This is a genomic window from Kitasatospora sp. NBC_01250 (genome assembly GCF_036226465.1).
Classification (GTDB): Bacteria; Actinomycetota; Actinomycetes; order Streptomycetales; family Streptomycetaceae; genus Kitasatospora.
Genome location: NZ_CP108476.1, coordinates 6876487 through 6892231 on the forward strand (window position 1 = coordinate 6876487; position 15745 = coordinate 6892231).

Consider the following 15745-nt stretch of genomic DNA (forward strand, 5'->3'; position numbering starts at 1 on the left):
AGGAGAGCGGACGATGACGGCAGTGCTCGACGGCAGGGCGGCCCTGGTGACCGGCGGCAGCCGGGGCATCGGTGCGGCGGTGGCGCTGCGGCTGGCCGCGGACGGCGCCGACGTGGCGCTGACCTACCGCAGCGGTGCGGAGCAGGCGGCGCAGCTGGTCGAGCGGATCAAGGCGCTGGGACGCCGGGCGCTGGCCGTCGAGGCCGACAGCGCGGACCCGGCGGCGGTGCGGGCGGCGGTGGAAGCAGCGGCGGCGGAGTTCGGGCGGCTCGACATCGTGGTCAACAACGCGGGCGTCGGCCTGGTGGGCCCGGTCGAGGCGGTGGCACTGGCGGACGTCGACCGGGTGCTCGCCGTCAACGTGCGGGCGCCCTTCCTCGTCGCCCAGGCGGCGGCCCGGCACCTCACCGAGGGCGGACGGATCATCAGCATCGGCAGCTGCATGGCCGAGCGGGCCGCGTTCGGCGGCGGTGCGCTGTACGCGATGAGCAAGACCGCGCTGACCGGGCTGACCACGTCGCTGGCCCGCGAGCTCGGCCCCCGCGGGATCACCGTCAACCTGGTCCACCCTGGTCCGATCGACACTGACATGAACCCGGACGAGGGGCCGGCTGCCGATCTGCAGAAGGGCTTCACGGCCCTGGGCCGCTTCGGCCGGCCCGCCGAGGTGGCCGCGATGGTGGCGCACCTCGCGGGGGAGGGCGGGCGGTACGTCAGCGGCGCGGCCATCGCAGTGGACGGCGGCTTCGCGGCCTGAGCCGGCGGCCCTCGTCAGGCCTGTCCGGCCGAAGCGGTGCGGGCCGTTCGCCGGTGGCCTGCCCCGCTCCCCGTCACGGCTGGGCGCGGTGCAGGTCGCGGAGCAGGGCGATCTCGGCTCCGTGGTGCAGCAGTTCCTGGTTGACCCACCAGACGACGTCGATGAACGCCTCCTCCGGGTCACCGCCGTGCGGGTAGCTGCACAGGCCCACCGTGTCGAGTGCTGCGTCGTCGGCGCCGGCCACCGCCGCCCGCCAGGCCGTGGCGCCGGTGCCGAAGTCGGCGATCGCGGTGGCGGCGTCGGCGGCGGCCCGGAAGTCGGCGTTGGTCAGGCGGTGGGTGCCGGCCGTGTGGTCCGCCCGCAGGGTCAGCATCTCGGTGAGGTGGTTCAGGCGCCAGGCGATGGTGGTGAACGGCGGTGGGACGGGGTGCGGGGAGGGGGCGGAGTCGCGGCCCCAGTCACCGGTGCCGAGCAGCAGCGCCGCGCCCGGGCCGGGGCCGTCCGTCCGCCGCCGCACCGACCAGCAGTTCGGCACCGGCTCCCAGAAGTACTCCTCGTCGGTCATCACCGGGACCGGGACGGCCACGCCGTTGCCGCTGTTCACGGTCGGGCCGGCCAGCCGTCCGCCGAGGCGCTCGCGGGCGAAGTCGAACTCCTCCAGCAGGGTGACGAGACGTGCGGGGGTGGTCATCGAACGCTCCGGGGTGGGTGATCTGCCGTGGCACAGTGCGGGGTTGAGCCTGCCACAGCAGCTGCCCGGGACGCGCGCGGTTTATCTGCCCGCCCCCCGGCCGGCATCGCGACAGCACCGAAGGGGGAGAACCGTGGCCGTCGGGGCGCGCACGCCGGCGGTCCCGGAGCCGATGGCGCACGCCGTGCCGCGCGAGGGGCTCCAGCGCGAGCCGGCGGTCGTGGGAGCGCGGACGGCTCCCGCCTCACCGGCCCACCCCCGCGGCCCGGCGCGAGGCCTGGACGGCCGTGGCGGACCCGGACTGACCGTCAGGGCGGCGGCGGGTTGGAGAGATGGATCACGCCCTTTGCGGGGCATACCTCCGGTCGGATCATCGGTATGCTCGCGCCCATGTCACCCGCACCCGCCGCCTCCGAGCCTGCCCCCGTCCGGGCTGGTCGGGGGCGTGACGACGCCTGTCCGGGAGCGCTGCGACTGCACCAGGCGGACGACGGGGCGCTCGCGCGGGTCCGGGTGCCCGGCGGGCTGCTGTCGGCGGATCAGGCGCTGGCCCTGGCGCGCGCGGCCGAGGAGCTCGGGGACGGCGCGCTGGAGACCACCTCGCGCGGCAATGTGCAGCTGCGCGGGCTGGCGGGCGACGCGGGGGCGGAACTCGCGGCCCGGCTCGGCGCCGTCGGCCTGCTGCCGTCGCTGCCGCACGACCGGGTCCGCAACATCGTCGCCTCTCCGCTGGCCGGCCTGGACGGCCCCGGGCCGGCACTGCGCGACTGGGTCCACCAGCTGGACGCGCTGCTCTGCGCCAGTGACGTGGCCCGGCAGCTGTCGGGCCGGTTCCTGTTCGCCCTGGACGACGGGCGTGGTGACGTCGCCTCGCTCGACGCCGATGTGACCTTGATCGCACGCACCGCCGGCCATGGTGTCGAGGACGGCCGGGATGGCCACGGCGGCGGGCACGGCGAGGACGGCCGGCAGGGTGGGGCGGCGCCGGGTGCGCTGCTGCGGCTGGGACGCGCCGACTGGTGCGCCGAGGTGCCGCACGGGCCGCGCGCCGCGCTCGCGGTGGCGGAGGCGTTCGTGGCGCTGGCGGACGGCGCCTGGCGGGTGCGCGAGGCGGACCCGGACGGTGCGGCGCTGGCCGGCCGGCTCGGGCTGGAGCGCCGCCCGCTGCCCGAGTCGACGGGCGCTCGCCCCGTGGTCGGCACGTTCGCTGGTGCTGGTGCTGGTGCTGGTGCCGATGCCGGTGCTGGTGCCGGACCCGGCGGGCTGGTGGTGGGCCTGCGCTTCGGACGGGCCTCCGCCCGGCAGTGGCGGGCGCTGGCGTCGGCCGGCGATGAGCTACGGGTCACCCCCTGGCGCAGCGTGGTGCTGCCCGGTGCCGGGGCCGGGCTGCTGCCGGAGCTCGCGGCGCTCGGCCTGCGCACCGATCCGGCCTCGCCCTGGGAGCGGGCCACCGCCTGCACCGGCGCGCCGGGGTGCGCCAAGTCGCTCGCGGACGTGCGGGCCGACGCCGCCGCGGCGCTGGACCTGCCGCCGACCGTCCCACCCCCCGCGGGCCCGCCCGGGGCCGCCCGCCCGGCGCTGCCCGTCCACTGGTCCGGGTGCGCACGCCGCTGCGGTCACCCGGTCGGCCACTGGGTGGACGTGCTGGCCACCGGCCCGACCGGCTACCGCATCACCGACAGCCAATTGCCCGACGGTGCAACTGAAGTGACGACCCAACAGATGGCGGCGGCGGTCGCCGCCGCCAGGAGGACCACGTGATCGAGTACGAGAAGGACGGCGCGGCGATCTACCGCGAGTCCTTTGCCACCATCCGCGCCGAGGCGGACCTGGCGGGACTGCCCGCCGACGTCTCCCAGGTCGCGGTGCGGATGATCCACGCCTGCGGGATGACCGACCTGGTCGCCGACCTGCTGTGGACCCCGCATGTGGTCGCCTCCGCCCGGGCCGCGCTGCGGGCCGGCGCGCCGATCCTGTGCGACGTCTCGATGGTGGCCAGCGGGGTGACCCGCAAGCGGCTGCCGGCCGACAACGAGGTCGTCTGCACGCTCTCCGACCCCTCGGTGCCGGCGCTGGCAGCCGAACTCGGCACCACTCGCAGCGCCGCCGCGATGGAGCTGTGGCGGGACAAGCTGGCGGGCTCCGTGGTGGCCGTCGGCAACGCCCCCACCTCGCTCTTCCGGCTGCTGGAGATGATCGAGGCGGGCGCGCCCCGCCCGGCCGCCGTGATCGGCGTGCCGGTCGGCTTCATCGGCGCCGCGGAGTCCAAGCAGGCGCTGGCCGAACATCCCTCGGGTCTGGAGCACCTGGTGGTGCGCGGCCGTCGCGGTGGCAGTGCGATAGCCGCCGCCGCGCTCAACGCGATTGCGAGCGAAGTGGAATGACGGACTCTCAGAAGACCACCGCAGGAAGGCTCTACGGTGTCGGCCTCGGCCCCGGCGACCCGGACCTGATGACGGTGCGGGCCGTCGAGCTGATCACCAAGGCCGACGTGGTGGCCTACCACAGCGCCCGGCACGGCCGTTCGATCGCCCGCTCGATCGCCGCCCGTCACCTGCGCGCGGACCAGCTGGAGGAGCCGCTGGTCTACCCGGTCACCACCGAGACCACCGACCACCCGGGCGGCTACCGGGGCGCGTTGGACGAGTTCTACGCCGAGGCCGCCGAGCGGCTGGCCGCGCACCTGGACGCCGGGCGCACCGTGGTGGTGCTCGCCGAGGGCGACCCGATGTTCTACGGCTCGTACATGCACATGCACAAGCGGCTCGCGCACCGCTACCCGACCGAGGTGGTGCCCGGGGTGACCTCGGTCAGCGCGGCGGCCGCCCGGCTGGGCCGGCCGCTGGTGGAGGCCGAGGAGGTGCTGACGATCCTGCCGGGCACGCTCCCCGAGGAGGAGCTGACGGCCCGGCTGGCCGCCACCGACTCGGCCGTGGTGATGAAGCTCGGCCGCACCTTCCCGACCGTGCGCCGCGCGCTGGAGCGTTCCGGGCGGCTGGCCGAGGCGCAGTTCGTGGAGCGCGCCACCATGGCGGGGGAGCGCACCGCGCCGCTGGCCGAGGTGGACCCGGAGTCGGTGCCGTACTTCTCGCTCGCGGTGCTGCCCAGCCGGATCGGGCTGCCGCCGTCGGAGCCGTCGGAGCTGTCGGGGCTGGCGGAGTCGTCGGGGCTGGCGGGGCTGGTGGAGCCGTCGGAGCCGGTGGAGTCGTCGGAGGCGGTGGATCCGTCCGAGGCGTCCGAGCTCGGCGCCCAGGGTGCGGGCTCGGTGGTCGTGGTCGGCCTCGGCCCGGCCGGGCCGCTCTGGCTCACCCCCGAGGCGCGCGGTGAACTGGCCGCCGCCGACGAGCTGGTGGGCTACACCACCTACCTGGACCGGGTCCCGGTCCGGGCGGGCCAGCGCCGGCACGGCTCGGACAACAAGGTGGAGGCCGAGCGGGCCGAGTTCGCGCTCGACCTGGCCCGGCGCGGCCGCCGGGTCGCGGTGGTCTCCTCCGGCGACCCGGGCGTCTTCGCGATGGCCACCGCCGTGCTGGAGGCGGCCTGCGCCGACCCGTACCGCGAGGTGCCGGTGCGGATCGTGCCCGGCATGACGGCCGCGCACGCCGCCGCCTCGCGCGCGGGCGCGCCGCTGGGCCACGACTACGCGGTGGTCTCGCTCTCCGACCGGCTCAAGCCCTGGTCCGTGGTGGCCGAGCGGCTGCGTGCGGCAGCCGCCGCCGACCTGGTGCTCGCGCTCTACAACCCCGGCTCGCACAGCCGCACCACCCAGGTCGGGCTGGCCCGCGACCTCCTGCTCGAACACCGCGCGCCGGAGACCCCGGTGGTGATGGCCCGCGACGTGGGCGGTCCGACCGAGCGGGTGCGCACCGTCAGGCTGGCCGATCTCGACCCGGCCGAGGTGGACATGCGGACGATCCTGCTGATCGGCTCCTCGCAGACCCGGGCGGTGCGCCGGGGCGACGGCACCGAGGTGGTCTGGACGCCGCGCCGCTACCCGGAGCGCTGACCGCCGCCACCGGGCTCCGTCGTGACGCCGACGGTGTACCGCGAGGGTTTACCCGCAACGTCATCCCTACGTTGTACGCGGGCCAATGAACGCCCGCCTATCGTCTCCTCCTGAGCGGCGCCGCCGGCGCCGGGCCGGCCACGGGGGGCCGGCCCGACCCGGCCGTGCCGCACCGCCAGGGGAGGCGGAAGACTCCGGCGGCGTGGGCCTCGCCCGCCCGGCGCCGACCGGAGCGCCCCCGGCCGGCGGGAGGCTTCGGTGACCCTTGCCTTTCGACGACCCTGGCCCTTTGGCGCCCCTTGTCTTTCGGCGACCGTTGCCCTTTGGTGCCCCGGTACCTTCGTGGCTCAGGCCGGGAAGCCGACGCCCGTCAGCTGTTCCGAGGCCCGCCACAGCCGGGCCGCCGTGGTGAGGTCCGCCGCCCCCCGGGGCAGTCGGGCGCGGGCCGGCAGACCGGTCAACTCGCCCAGCCCGTCCGGGCCGTAGTACCCGCCGCCGACCGCCCCCGGGCTGGTCGCGGCCACCAGCAGCGGCAGCGCCCCGCGGGCCGGCTCCTGGGAGAAGCCCGGCACGCTCATCGCCAGCGCAGTGAGGTTGACGCCGCCCGGCGCCCGGTCGAGCACCGGACCGCCGTACGCCAGGTTGGTGCGGCAGCAGCCCGGGTGCGCGGCGGTGCTGCGCAGGCCCCAGCCGGCCCGTGCGCTGAGCCGGTCCAGCTCCTGCGCGAAGAGCAGGCCGGCCAGCTTGGAGCGGCCGTAGGCCACCATCGCGCGGTAGCCGCGCTCGCTGTTGAGGTCCGTCAGGTCGATCCGGGCGGTCCAGGCGGTCAGGCTGCCGATGCTGACCACCCGGGGCGCGGCGGCCCCGCGCAGCAGCGGCAACAGGCGCCCGGTGAGCGCGAAGTGGCCCAGGTGGTTGGTGCCGAACTGCAGCTCGAAGCCGTCCTTGGTGGTGTGCCGGGCCGGTACGCCCATCACGCCGGCGTTGTTGACCAGCAGGTCGACCGGGCGGCCGCGCTCCAGCAGGACGTCGGCGAAGGAGGCGACCGAGTCCAGGCTCGCCAGGTCCAGCGCCGCCGCCGTGACCGAGCCGCCCGGCCCGCCTGCCGCGCCGGACGTGCCCGTTCTGCCCGTCTCCGCCCTGATCCGCGCCGCGGCCAGCTCGCCCTTGTCGCCGTCGCGGACCGCCAGCAGCACGTCCGCACCCGCCAGAGCCAGGCGGCGCGCGGTCTCGAAGCCGATCCCGCTGTTCGCCCCGGTCACCACGGCCAGGCGGCCGTGCTGGTCGGGTACCGCGATGTCCTTGCTCCGACGGCCCATCACCGGCTCCTCTCGAGTCCCCTTGCCACTGGCAATTCCCCGTGCAGCGTCCGCCCAGCCGTCAGCGCGTGCCGCGCCCCAGCCGTCACTCGGGTCCGACCGGGCCGACGCTATCGCAGCCCAGCCCCAACTCGCCCAGAACTCCCGCCACATCAGGCACGATCGGGACGCCGTCCGGGAGCGCGGGACGGCGCACGATCACCACCGGCACGGCCAGCTCGCGCGCCACCGCCAGCTTGGGCGCGGTGGCCGCACCGCCGCTGTCCTTGGTCACCAGCACGTCGATCCGGTGCTCGCGGAAGACCGCGCGCTCGTCCTGGAGTTGGAACGGTCCGCGGCTGAGCAGCACCGTCAGGTCGGCGGGCAGCGGCGGGTCGGGCGGCTCGACCGAGCGGGCCACCAGGTGCACGCCCTCGACCCGGGCGAAGGCGGCCAGGCCCTGGCGCCCGGTGGTCAGCAGTGCGCGCCGGCCCAGCGCCGGCAGCGCGTCGGCGGCCTGCTCCAGCGAATCGACCAGGTGCCAGCGGTCGCCCGGGACCGGCTGCCAGCCGGGGCGGCGCAGCGCCAGCAGCCGGACGCCGGTCTCGGCGGCCGCCTGCGCGGCGTTGCGGCTGATCACCCGGGCGAACGGGTGGGTGGCGTCCACCAGGGTGGTCACCCGGTGCTCGCGCAGCCAGTCGGCCAGCCCGGCCGCCCCGCCGAAGCCGCCCACCCGCACCTCGCCCGGTGGCAGCCGCGGTGCGCTCACCCGCCCGGCCAGCGAGCTGGTCACCCGGAGGCCGGGCAGCCCGGCCAGCTCCTCGGCGAGCCGGCGGCCCTCGGTGGTGCCGCCCAGGATCAGGATGTGTCGCACGGTCCGACCCGCTACGGGAGCTGGCAGGAGCGGTCGCGCCGGGCCGAGTACAGGTGGCTGTCCGGGAACTGCTCGGCACTCAGCGTGCGGCCGACCATGATCACCGCGGTCCGCAGCACCCCCGCCGCCCGCACCTGCTCGGCGATCGAGTCCAGCGTGCCGCGCAGCACCAGTTCGTCCGGGCGGCTGGCCATCGCCACCACCGCCACCGGGCAGTCGGCGCCGTAGTGCGGCAGCAGCTCGGCCACCACCCGCTCGACGTACCGGGCCGCCAGGTGCAGCACCAGCAGCGCGCCGCTGCGCCCGAGGGTGGCCAGGTCCTCGCCCGCGGGCATCGGGGTGGCCTGCTGGGCGATCCGGGTCAGGATCACCGTCTGGCCCACCGTGGGGACGGTCAACTCCCGCTTCAGCGCCGCCGCCGCGGCGGCGAAGGCGGGCACGCCGGGGACCACCTCGTAGGGCACGCCGGCCGCGTCCAGCCGGCGCATCTGCTCGGCCACCGCGCTGAACACCGACGGGTCGCCGGAGTGCAGCCGGGCCACGTCATGGCCCTCCCGGTGCGCGGCGAGCAGCTCGGCGGTGATCTCGTCCAGGTTCAGCCGGGCGGTGTCCACCAGGCGGGCCCCGGGCGGGCACTGCGCCAGCAGCTCGACCGGCACCAGGCTGCCCGCGTACAGGCAGACCTGGCAGTTCGCCAGCGTCTTGGCCCCGCGCACGGTGATCAGGTCGGCGGCGCCGGGGCCGGCACCGATGAAGTAGACGGTCACAGCGCCTCACTCTCCACTCGTTCTACGGGCTCCACGCGTGCTGCGGGCTCCATGCGTGCTGCGGGCTCCACGGGCTCCACGGGCTTGCGGACCGACCACTGGGTCACCGGCATCGCCTGCCGCCACCCGGTGAAGCCGCCGACCGGCACGGCGTGCGCCACCGCGAGCCGCAGCAACTCCCCGCCGTGGCGCCGGTACCACTCGGTGAGCAGGGCCTCCGACTCCAGTGTCACGGTGTTGGCGACCAGCCGTCCGCCCGGGCCCAGCGCCGCCCAGCAGGCCGCCAGCAGTCCGGGCGCGGTCAGCCCGCCGCCGATGAACACCACGTCGGGCCGGGGCAGTTCGTCCAGCGCCGCGGGTGCGGCGCCGGTCACCACGCGCAGCCGGGGCACGCCGAGGGCGGCTGCGTTGCGGGTGATCCGGGCGGCCCGCACCGGGTCCCGCTCCACGCTGACGGCCTGGCAGGAGCGGTGCGCGCGCAGCCATTCGATCGCGATGCTGCCCGAGCCGCCGCCGATGTCCCAGAGCAGCTCGCCGGGGGCCGGGGCGAGCGTCGCCAGTGTCGCCGCACGGACATGACGCTTCGTCAGCTGTCCGTCGCTCTCGTACAGTTCGTCCGCCAGGCCGGGCACCAGGGCGGGCCGGCGGCGCTCCTCGCCGTCCGCCCGGTCCGCGCGGCAGTGCACGGCGACGATGTTCAGCGGGTCGCCGGGCGGCTGCGCCCAGCCTTCGGCCGTCCCGGTCGACATCCGCTCGCCCGGCCCGCCCAACTGCTCCAGCACGTGCAACTCGCTCGCCCCGAAGCCGTGTTCGCTCAGCAGTGCCGCCACGGTGGCCGGGGTGCTCGCGTTCGGGCTCAGCACCAGCAGCCGCTGCCCGTCGAAGAACGCGCCGACCAGGGTGGCGGTGTCCCGCCCGACCAGGCTGACGGTGCCGGTCTCCTCCAGCGCCCAGCCGAGCCGCGCGCAGGCGTAGGAGACGGAGGAGGGGTGCGGCAGCACCCGCAGCCGCTCGGCGCCCAGCTCCTCGCTCAGCGTGCGCCCGATCCCGAAGAACATCGGGTCGCCGCTGGCCAGCACGGCCACCCGCCGCCCCGCCTGCGCCGCGAACAGCCCCGGCACGGACGGGCGCAGCGGCGAGGGCCAGGCGATGCGCTCGGCGGTCACCGCGGCGGGCAGCAGGTCCAGCTGCCGGGGGCCGCCGATCACCGCCTCGGCCGCCGCCAGCGCCTCGCGCGAGGCCGGTACGAGCCCGTCCCAGCCGTCCGCCCCGATGCCCACGACCGTCACCGGCGGCTCAGACAGGACGCTGCTCAACGGGGTCTCCTCCGATGCTGGGGACGGGGTGCACCAGCGGCGCACCGGGGCAGCCTACCGGGCCCCCGCAAGGCCCCCACTCCCTGGTCACCAGGGCTTTCCCGCACGCGAGTAGGGTGGGACCCATGCCGACGAGCGCTGTTCTGCCACCTCCCGCCGCCTAGGCGGGCGGCAAGGCCACGGAAGACCCTGACCAGGGGTGCGCCCCTGGGCCGGTCGGTGCTGCCCGCAGACGGGATCACGCGACCAGTTCACGTCTTCGGTGGGAGAAGCCTCCGTGTCCGCATCCACAACCACTCGCCCCGTGTCCCGGCCCCTGTCCGCCGGGCGGGGCCTGCTCTACCTGCTGCTCTCGGCCGCCTCCTGGGGCACCGCCGGGGCCGCCGCCACCCTGCTCTACGGCCACAGCGGCCTCGGCCCGGTGGCGCTCACCTTCTGGCGCTCGGCCGGCGGCTCCGCGCTGCTGCTCGTGGCGCTCGCCGTCCGCCGCCGTGGATCCACCAGTCGCCCTCGCGCTTCCCACGCCCGGCGCGACATCGCCGTCAACGGTCTGGGCCTGACCCTCTTCCAGATCGGCTACTTCGAGGCGGTGCACGGCACCGGCCTGGCTGTCGGCACGGTGGTCACCCTCGGCGCCGCACCCGTCCTGGTCGCCCTCGGCGCCCGCCTGCTGCTGCGCGAACCGCTCGGCGCGGCCGGCACGGCGGCGGTGCTCGGCGCCCTGGCCGGGCTCGCGGTGCTGATCCTCGGTGGCACCTCCAGCGGCGCCACCGCCGTGCGGCCCGGCGGCGTGGCCTGGGCGCTGCTCTCGGGCGCGGGCTACGCCTGCGTCACCCTCTACGGCCGCCGCAGCGCCGGCCGGACCGACGCGCTGACCACGACCCTGTACTCGTTCCTGGTCTGCGCCGTGCTGCTGCTCCCGTTCGCCGCCGCCCAGGGCCTGTGGCCCAGCCCGCACGGCCTCGGCCGCACCCTGCTGGTGCTGCTCTACCTCGCCGCCGTGCCCACCGCCCTCGGCTACGCGCTGTACTTCACCGGCGTCACCGTGGTCCGGGCCACCACGGCCGCCGTCATCGCCCTGATCGAGCCCGTCAGCGCCACCGCCCTCGCCGTCACCGCCCTCGGCGAGCACCTCTCGCCCGCCACTGTGGCGGGCTCTGCGGTACTCCTGCTGGCGGTCACCGCCCTGGCCGTCGCCGAGACCCGCCACGCCGTCCGCACCCGGGCAGCGGTGCACCCGGCCGAACTGCTCGCGGGCCGATAGCGACCGCCACCCTCGGTGGTCTCCTGCGCATCCTCGGTGCCACGCGCGATCCGCAGGCCCAGCTCCCTGATCTGTCACACGAGAAGTCGGCACCGCCGACTTCTGGGTAACGGGTAGCGCTGGAGATCGCCCTCGAAGTCACGCCTCGGCATGATCGGTTGCCCCAGCGCGGTGCAGGTGGTGGAGCAGGAGCAGCGCCGCCACCGCGTTGGCGCTCCGGATCTCGCCCTTCGTCACCAGCTCCGGCACCTGGGAGAGCGGCACCCAGTCGCGGCGGTCGGACTCGAAGGCGTCCTCGGGGTGGCCGACGTACTCGGCGGTGTCGGACCAGTAGACGTGGTGCCGGCCGTCGGCCAGGCCGTTGGAAGGCTCCACGGTGAGCAGGTGGCGGAGAGGCCCGGGCCGCCAGCCGGTCTCCTCGAGCATTTCGCGGCCAGCCGCGGCCTCCACCTGCTCGCCGTCCTCGACCACTCCGGCCGCGAGTTCCCAGCCCCAGCTGTCGGTGATGAAGCGGTGCCGCCAGATCAGCAGCGCTTCACCGCGTTCGTTGACGGTGGTGGCGAGCGCAACGGCTCGCTGTCGCAGGACGTAGTGGTCGAGATGGCGCCCGTCGGGGAGTTCGACGTCGGCGAGGTTGACCCGCAGCCAGCGGTTCTCGTAGACCGTGTGTTCGCTGAGATTCCGCCACACCGACGACACGCTGACCTCCTGCTGCACCGATCTGTGCTGTTCAGCGTAGGGCCGTGTCGGGGGCGCTGAAGGTGGCCTCGCCGTGACATGCGAAAGGGCCCGCCGGTGCAGGCCCTTCGCGTGTTCCCCGCCGCAAAGTGCGGGTACCGTTCCAGATGTCGAGTCGGGAACGGAGCAACGGAGTTCAGTATGCCCCAGCCTGGACCGGAACACACCGGCATGCGCATCGCCCACTACCGAAAGCTGCGACACCTCACCCAGCGAGGCCTCGCCGAGCGCGCACACATCTCGTACAGCATGTTGACGAAGATCGAGCAAGGAGAGCGGCCGACCTCACCCGCCACGATCGCCGCGCTCGCCCGAGCACTCCAGATTCCGGTGGCCGAACTCATCGGCCAGCCCTACCTTTCCGAGTTGCAGCAGGACCAGCTGGATGGCCTGATCCAGCCCATCCGAGAAGCGCTCGACGTCTACGACCTCGGGGTCGATCCTGAGGTGGCGCCGCGTCCGCTGAATGCGCTTGTGGTCCACGCCGAGGCCCTGTGCGCAGCGGTCCGCGAGACGCGCCTGCGGGATGTCGCCAGTGAACTGCCCGGGCTGATCACCGAGGTGACGTCCGCCGCGCACACCAGTCCGAGCGCCGAGGCATGGACGGTCCTGGCGAGCACCTATCGGACCGCGTACGACGTGACCACGAAGCTCGGCTTCGCGGACCTGTGCGCCGTCGCCCTTGACCGGATGGCCTGGGCCGCGGAGCGTGCTTCCGATCCGGTGCTCGCCGGTGTTCGCCAGTATCTGCGCTCTCTTGCTTACCTGCGGGCAGGTCAGTACCGCACTGGCGAGCGCTTGGTGAAGGTGGGCATGGGGATGCTCCAGCAGGCCGACGCGAGTCGTGAACGGGATGTGGCCGTCGGCCAGCTGCACTTGGGTGCTGCGGTGATAGCTGCTCGTGCCCGGGACAGCGGGAGTGCTGACGGGCACCTCGACGCTGCCGACCGCGTCGCGCAGCTGACCGGTCCGGCAGAGCGCGTTCACTGGCTGAGCTTTGGACCCACCAACGTGGCGGCGCATCGGGTCAGCGTGATGGCCGAGCTGTCTCAGTACCAGCAGGCGGTGAGTGCAGCAGCCGACGTCACGATCCCGGAGTCGTGGCCGGCGTCGCGGCGCGCCCACCACCTTGCCGAGGTGGCGCATGCGCAGCTGTGGATCGGTCAGAGCGAGGCGGCGCTGCGGAATCTTCAAGCTGCCCGGGCGGCGGCGCCGCAGCAGACCCGTTACCACCCGGTCGTACGGGAGACGGTCGCAGGACTGGTGGCAGCTCGTCGGGCGGCCCCGGACTCGCTGGCCAATCTCGCTGTCTGGGTCGGTATCTGAGGAATGATCAGCAACCCCGGAACTACCACAAACTGTGGTAGTTCCGGGGTTCTGCTTTGGCGACACTCTTGCTGTCAGTGATGCTGCGACTACAGGAGTGGCTGTGACGGTGAAGCGTCCCAGTGGCCCAAAGCGCGTTCCCCGCACCCCGCAAGAGGCGGCCCGGCGTCGTCACTTGCTCGATGCCTCCTCGGGTGAACTCGGCTATGGCGGCGAGATCAGCACGCCGCAGCCGCCCTGGGGCGAGTTCCGGGGCTCGGTGGCAGTCGTGGACAGCTGTGCCGAGCAGAGCGCGGAGGTGTCCTGATGGAGGTCACCGATCACCGGCACACCGACCTGTACGTCTCCGCCGCCACCTTCCTCACCCACTACGCCCTCCACCCCGACCCCGCCGGCTACCTCGCCCACGGGTACGTGGACCTGTGCCTGGCCGCGTGGCCCACGGCTTCCGGGGTCGAGCTCGACCTCGCCACCCGCTGGGCCCTCTGGACGTGGATCGTCGATGACGCCTTCGATACCGACATGCTCGACGAATCCCGGCAGGCCGTCGGCGAGTTCGCGCTCTCCCTCCTGCTCGTGGCATGCGGCAGCACGCAGCCGGGAGCCGCCGACCACCCCACCCTGCGCGCGCTCGCCGACCTCGCAGCCGACACCCAAGCGCTGATGCCCGCCTTCTGGTGGCAGCGGTACCTCACCCACCTCGAAGACTGGGTGCACGCCGCCTCCACCAAGCTGCTCGACTTCGTGCAACCGCGTCGCACCCCCACGCTGCGCGAGTACCTGACGATCCGTCCGCCCGACGGTGGCATGCTGCTTGCCGCGATGTGGACGGAGCTGGCCGAGCGCGTCATCACCCCCGACTGGCACGACCCCCTCCTCCAGTCCCTGCTGCGCGCATTCTCGACCGTCGGCTGTCTGACCAACGACCTCGCCGACTCCGGTGACCCCTTCGGCCCGGTGGGCGCCCTGGTCGCCGCCGAGAGCCTTGAGCCAGTCGCCGCCCGTGAGTTGGTGGCCGAGCAACTGCTCGCCGAGCAGCAGCGCTTCTGGTGGCTGTACAGCGCTGTGCGCAGCGGCGGCTTCACCTCAGCGGACACCAGCCGCTTCGCGCTCGCCCTCGACCGGTTCCGCCACGCGCTCGCCGACTGGACCGCCGACAGCTCCCGCTACCAGCCGCCGGAGGTCCGGATCATGCGGGAGCAGCACGCGCCCGCATGATCCGTGCCCCGGTGCCACCTCAGCCCGCGGTGCCCCCGCCTGCCGAGTGGCGGGCGAAGACGCGGACCGCGCTGTCGGCCTCCAACCTGGGCGAGTCCTTGTGCCGGCCCGCGTTCACGTGGAGCGACCCCGAGTACCGGGCGGCCCTGGACGCCCTCCAGCAACTCCCGGAGATCGGCACCGAGGGGCCGGTCGGCTTCTGGGGCATCACCGACGGCGAGCTGGGCCAGGTGGTCGTTGTAGCGCACGACGACCGGGCCCAGCTCGCCCGCCGCCCTCGCCCGGAACAGGTCGGGCGACAATTCTCCAGCCCCTTTCTCGCCAGATGCCGCGTCAGAGCGCCACGATGCCCTCGCCGCCCGTCGCGCCCGGCACCGTCACCGACCCCACGCGGGTCAGCGCGCCGTCCCCACCCACCCGGAACTCGTCGACGATGCCCTTGCCACCCGTCTGCACGTAGAGGTAGTGCCCGTCGGTGGAGGCGGCGGCGTCGACGGTGCCCGGGTCGGTGGCGGTGTTGCCGAGGGGCGTGAGGTTGCCCGCGGTGAACCCCGACAGGCTCGCGCTGCCCGCGTTGGAGGCGTAGAGGTGGCCGCCGGCGGTGGCCAGCCAGCAGGTCGCGGCCTGGCCGGTGGGGGCCTGGCCGAGGGGGGTGAGGTGTCCGTCGCGGCCGACGGCGAAGGTGGCCACCGCGCCCGGGCCGACCTCGGTGACCTGGAGGCGGCCGTGGGCGTCGAAGACGAAGCCGAACGGCACGGCGCCCGGTTCGGCGTTGACCACCGGGGCGGCGGACGGCGCCCCGCCCGGGCCGAGCGGGAAGACGTCGATGCTCTGGCCGCCGGCCTTGGTGGTGACCACCAGCGCGCGACCGTCCGGGGTGACCGCGAGCTGCCCGGGGGTGTGGGTGAACTGCGGTGTGGCGGACGGGTCCAGGCCCAGCGCGCGGTGCTGGTCGGCGACCGGCCGCAGCTTCTCGCCGACCAGTCGGAAGCCCTGCACCGAGCCGCCGTCGAGCGCGTTGAGCAGGTAGACGTGGTCGCCGTGGACCGCGACGCTGACCGGGAAGCTGCCCCCGCTGGACAGCACCTGCCGCCGCTCCAGCCGGTCGCCGTGCACGGCGAAGACGGTGACGGTGTCGCTGCCCGCGTTCACGGCATACAGCAGGCGGTGGGCGGCGTCGTAGGCGAGCGAGCCCTGCGAGGCGAGGTGGTCGACCATCGAGCCGTCCAGCACTCCGCCGCGACCGCCGGTGGCGTACACCCCGGCCTGGCGCAGGGTGCCGTCCGCCGCGCGGGTGTAGGCCACGACGGTGTTGCCGTCCGGGTTGTCGCTCTGCACGAAGACCGGTGCGGCGTGCTGCTGGTGGTCACTGGCCGCCGAGGCCGGGCCGATCCCCAGCACGGTGGCGGCGAGCGCGGCTCCGGCGGCGATCAGGACGCTGGTGGAACGCAGGGTGGAGCGCATGGCGGAGTCTCCTCGGGGAGGTGTGG

At 74.6% G+C, this 15745-nt stretch carries 15 protein-coding genes; 8 read left to right on the plus strand and 7 right to left on the minus strand.

The window, feature by feature from the left end; genetic code table 11:
• Positions 1–13 precede the first annotated feature (13 nt).
• The gene (locus OG500_RS29180) at positions 14–757 is read left to right on the plus strand and encodes an SDR family NAD(P)-dependent oxidoreductase (RefSeq protein ID WP_329584436.1); all 744 of its coding nucleotides are present in this window, start codon (positions 14–16) and stop codon (positions 755–757) included.
• A 73-nt stretch (positions 758–830) separates the two neighbouring features.
• Here the strand turns inward: OG500_RS29180 and OG500_RS29185 are convergent, their stop codons facing one another.
• On the minus strand, positions 831–1448 hold the full coding sequence (locus OG500_RS29185) for a DinB family protein (protein ID WP_327069818.1): 618 nt from the start codon (positions 1446–1448) through the stop codon (positions 831–833).
• Between the two features lie 390 nt (positions 1449–1838).
• Here OG500_RS29185 and OG500_RS29190 point away from each other — a divergent pair, with 390 nt between their 5' ends.
• Genes OG500_RS29190 through OG500_RS29200 form a run of 3 tightly spaced genes read left to right on the plus strand, consistent with a single transcriptional unit; the run spans position 1839 to position 5454 of the window.
• Positions 1839–3209 carry a hypothetical protein gene (locus OG500_RS29190; protein WP_329584438.1) on the plus strand — a complete coding sequence of 457 codons (1371 nt, stop codon included), beginning with the start codon at positions 1839–1841 and terminating at the stop codon, positions 3207–3209.
• Positions 3206–3832, plus strand: coding sequence for a precorrin-8X methylmutase (locus OG500_RS29195; protein ID WP_327069820.1), 627 nt, complete (start codon positions 3206–3208; stop codon positions 3830–3832). Before OG500_RS29190 ends, OG500_RS29195 begins: the two co-directional genes overlap by 4 nt.
• Positions 3829–5454, plus strand: a complete 1626-nt coding sequence (locus OG500_RS29200; RefSeq protein ID WP_329584440.1) for a precorrin-2 C(20)-methyltransferase — start codon at positions 3829–3831, stop codon at positions 5452–5454. Before OG500_RS29195 ends, OG500_RS29200 begins: the two co-directional genes overlap by 4 nt.
• Before the next feature lie 347 nt (positions 5455–5801).
• On the opposite strand, the gene OG500_RS29205 is transcribed toward OG500_RS29200, so the two are convergent.
• The 4 genes from OG500_RS29205 to cbiE all read right to left on the minus strand — a co-directional run bounded on the left by OG500_RS29205 (position 5802) and on the right by cbiE (position 9709).
• Entirely contained in the window at positions 5802–6773 is a 972-nt protein-coding gene (locus OG500_RS29205) for an SDR family oxidoreductase (protein ID WP_329584442.1), read from the minus strand.
• A gap of 85 nt (positions 6774–6858) precedes the next feature.
• On the minus strand, positions 6859–7626 hold the full coding sequence (locus OG500_RS29210; RefSeq protein WP_329584445.1) for a cobalt-precorrin-6A reductase: 768 nt from the start codon (positions 7624–7626) through the stop codon (positions 6859–6861).
• Positions 7627–7637: 11 nt separating this feature from the next.
• The gene (cobM, locus tag OG500_RS29215; RefSeq protein ID WP_329584447.1) at positions 7638–8393 is read right to left on the minus strand and encodes a precorrin-4 C(11)-methyltransferase; all 756 of its coding nucleotides are present in this window, start codon (positions 8391–8393) and stop codon (positions 7638–7640) included.
• Complete coding sequence (gene cbiE / locus OG500_RS29220) at positions 8390–9709, minus strand: precorrin-6y C5,15-methyltransferase (decarboxylating) subunit CbiE (RefSeq protein WP_329584449.1); 1320 nt, start codon at positions 9707–9709, stop codon at positions 8390–8392. Before cbiE ends, cobM begins: the two co-directional genes overlap by 4 nt.
• A 304-nt stretch (positions 9710–10013) precedes the next feature.
• Between cbiE and OG500_RS29225 the strand changes: the two genes are divergently transcribed.
• Positions 10014–10973 (plus strand): DMT family transporter, encoded by a 960-nt coding sequence (locus OG500_RS29225; RefSeq protein WP_327069826.1) that lies wholly within the window; start codon positions 10014–10016, stop codon positions 10971–10973.
• A 138-nt stretch (positions 10974–11111) separates the two neighbouring features.
• Here the strand turns inward: OG500_RS29225 and OG500_RS29230 are convergent, their stop codons facing one another.
• Positions 11112–11672, minus strand: coding sequence for an NUDIX hydrolase (locus tag OG500_RS29230; RefSeq protein WP_327069827.1), 561 nt, complete (start codon positions 11670–11672; stop codon positions 11112–11114).
• Between the two features lie 180 nt (positions 11673–11852).
• On the opposite strand from OG500_RS29230, the gene OG500_RS29235 reads away from it, so the two are divergent.
• The 3 genes from OG500_RS29235 to OG500_RS29245 all read left to right on the plus strand — a co-directional run bounded on the left by OG500_RS29235 (position 11853) and on the right by OG500_RS29245 (position 14255).
• The gene (locus OG500_RS29235; protein ID WP_327069828.1) at positions 11853–13037 is read left to right on the plus strand and encodes a helix-turn-helix domain-containing protein; all 1185 of its coding nucleotides are present in this window, start codon (positions 11853–11855) and stop codon (positions 13035–13037) included.
• Between the two features lie 175 nt (positions 13038–13212).
• On the plus strand, positions 13213–13344 hold the full coding sequence (locus OG500_RS29240; protein WP_327069829.1) for a hypothetical protein: 132 nt from the start codon (positions 13213–13215) through the stop codon (positions 13342–13344).
• On the plus strand, positions 13344–14255 hold the full coding sequence (locus tag OG500_RS29245) for a terpene synthase family protein (RefSeq protein ID WP_329584452.1): 912 nt from the start codon (positions 13344–13346) through the stop codon (positions 14253–14255). The genes OG500_RS29240 and OG500_RS29245 overlap by 1 nt, the downstream gene beginning before the upstream one ends.
• A 333-nt stretch (positions 14256–14588) precedes the next feature.
• On the opposite strand, the gene OG500_RS29255 is transcribed toward OG500_RS29245, so the two are convergent.
• Positions 14589–15719: a lactonase family protein gene (locus tag OG500_RS29255; RefSeq protein WP_327069831.1), complete on the minus strand. Its 1131-nt coding sequence runs from the start codon at positions 15717–15719 to the stop codon at positions 14589–14591.
• Positions 15720–15745: the final 26 nt, after the last annotated feature.

Excerpts from the sequence above, each read along its gene's own strand:
- OG500_RS29180 (WP_329584436.1), top strand. The coding sequence starts at position 14 with ATGACGGCAGTGCTCGACGGCAGGGCGGCCCTGGTGACCGGCGGCAGC.
- OG500_RS29185 (WP_327069818.1), bottom strand. The coding sequence starts at position 1,448 with ATGACCACCCCCGCACGTCTCGTCACCCTGCTGGAGGAGTTCGACTTC.
- OG500_RS29190 (WP_329584438.1), top strand. The coding sequence starts at position 1,839 with ATGTCACCCGCACCCGCCGCCTCCGAGCCTGCCCCCGTCCGGGCTGGT.
- OG500_RS29200 (WP_329584440.1), top strand. The coding sequence starts at position 3,829 with ATGACGGACTCTCAGAAGACCACCGCAGGAAGGCTCTACGGTGTCGGC.
- OG500_RS29205 (WP_329584442.1), bottom strand. The coding sequence starts at position 6,773 with ATGGGCCGTCGGAGCAAGGACATCGCGGTACCCGACCAGCACGGCCGC.
- OG500_RS29235 (WP_327069828.1), top strand. The coding sequence starts at position 11,853 with ATGCCCCAGCCTGGACCGGAACACACCGGCATGCGCATCGCCCACTAC.
- OG500_RS29245 (WP_329584452.1), top strand. The coding sequence starts at position 13,344 with ATGGAGGTCACCGATCACCGGCACACCGACCTGTACGTCTCCGCCGCC.
- OG500_RS29255 (WP_327069831.1), bottom strand. The coding sequence starts at position 15,719 with ATGCGCTCCACCCTGCGTTCCACCAGCGTCCTGATCGCCGCCGGAGCC.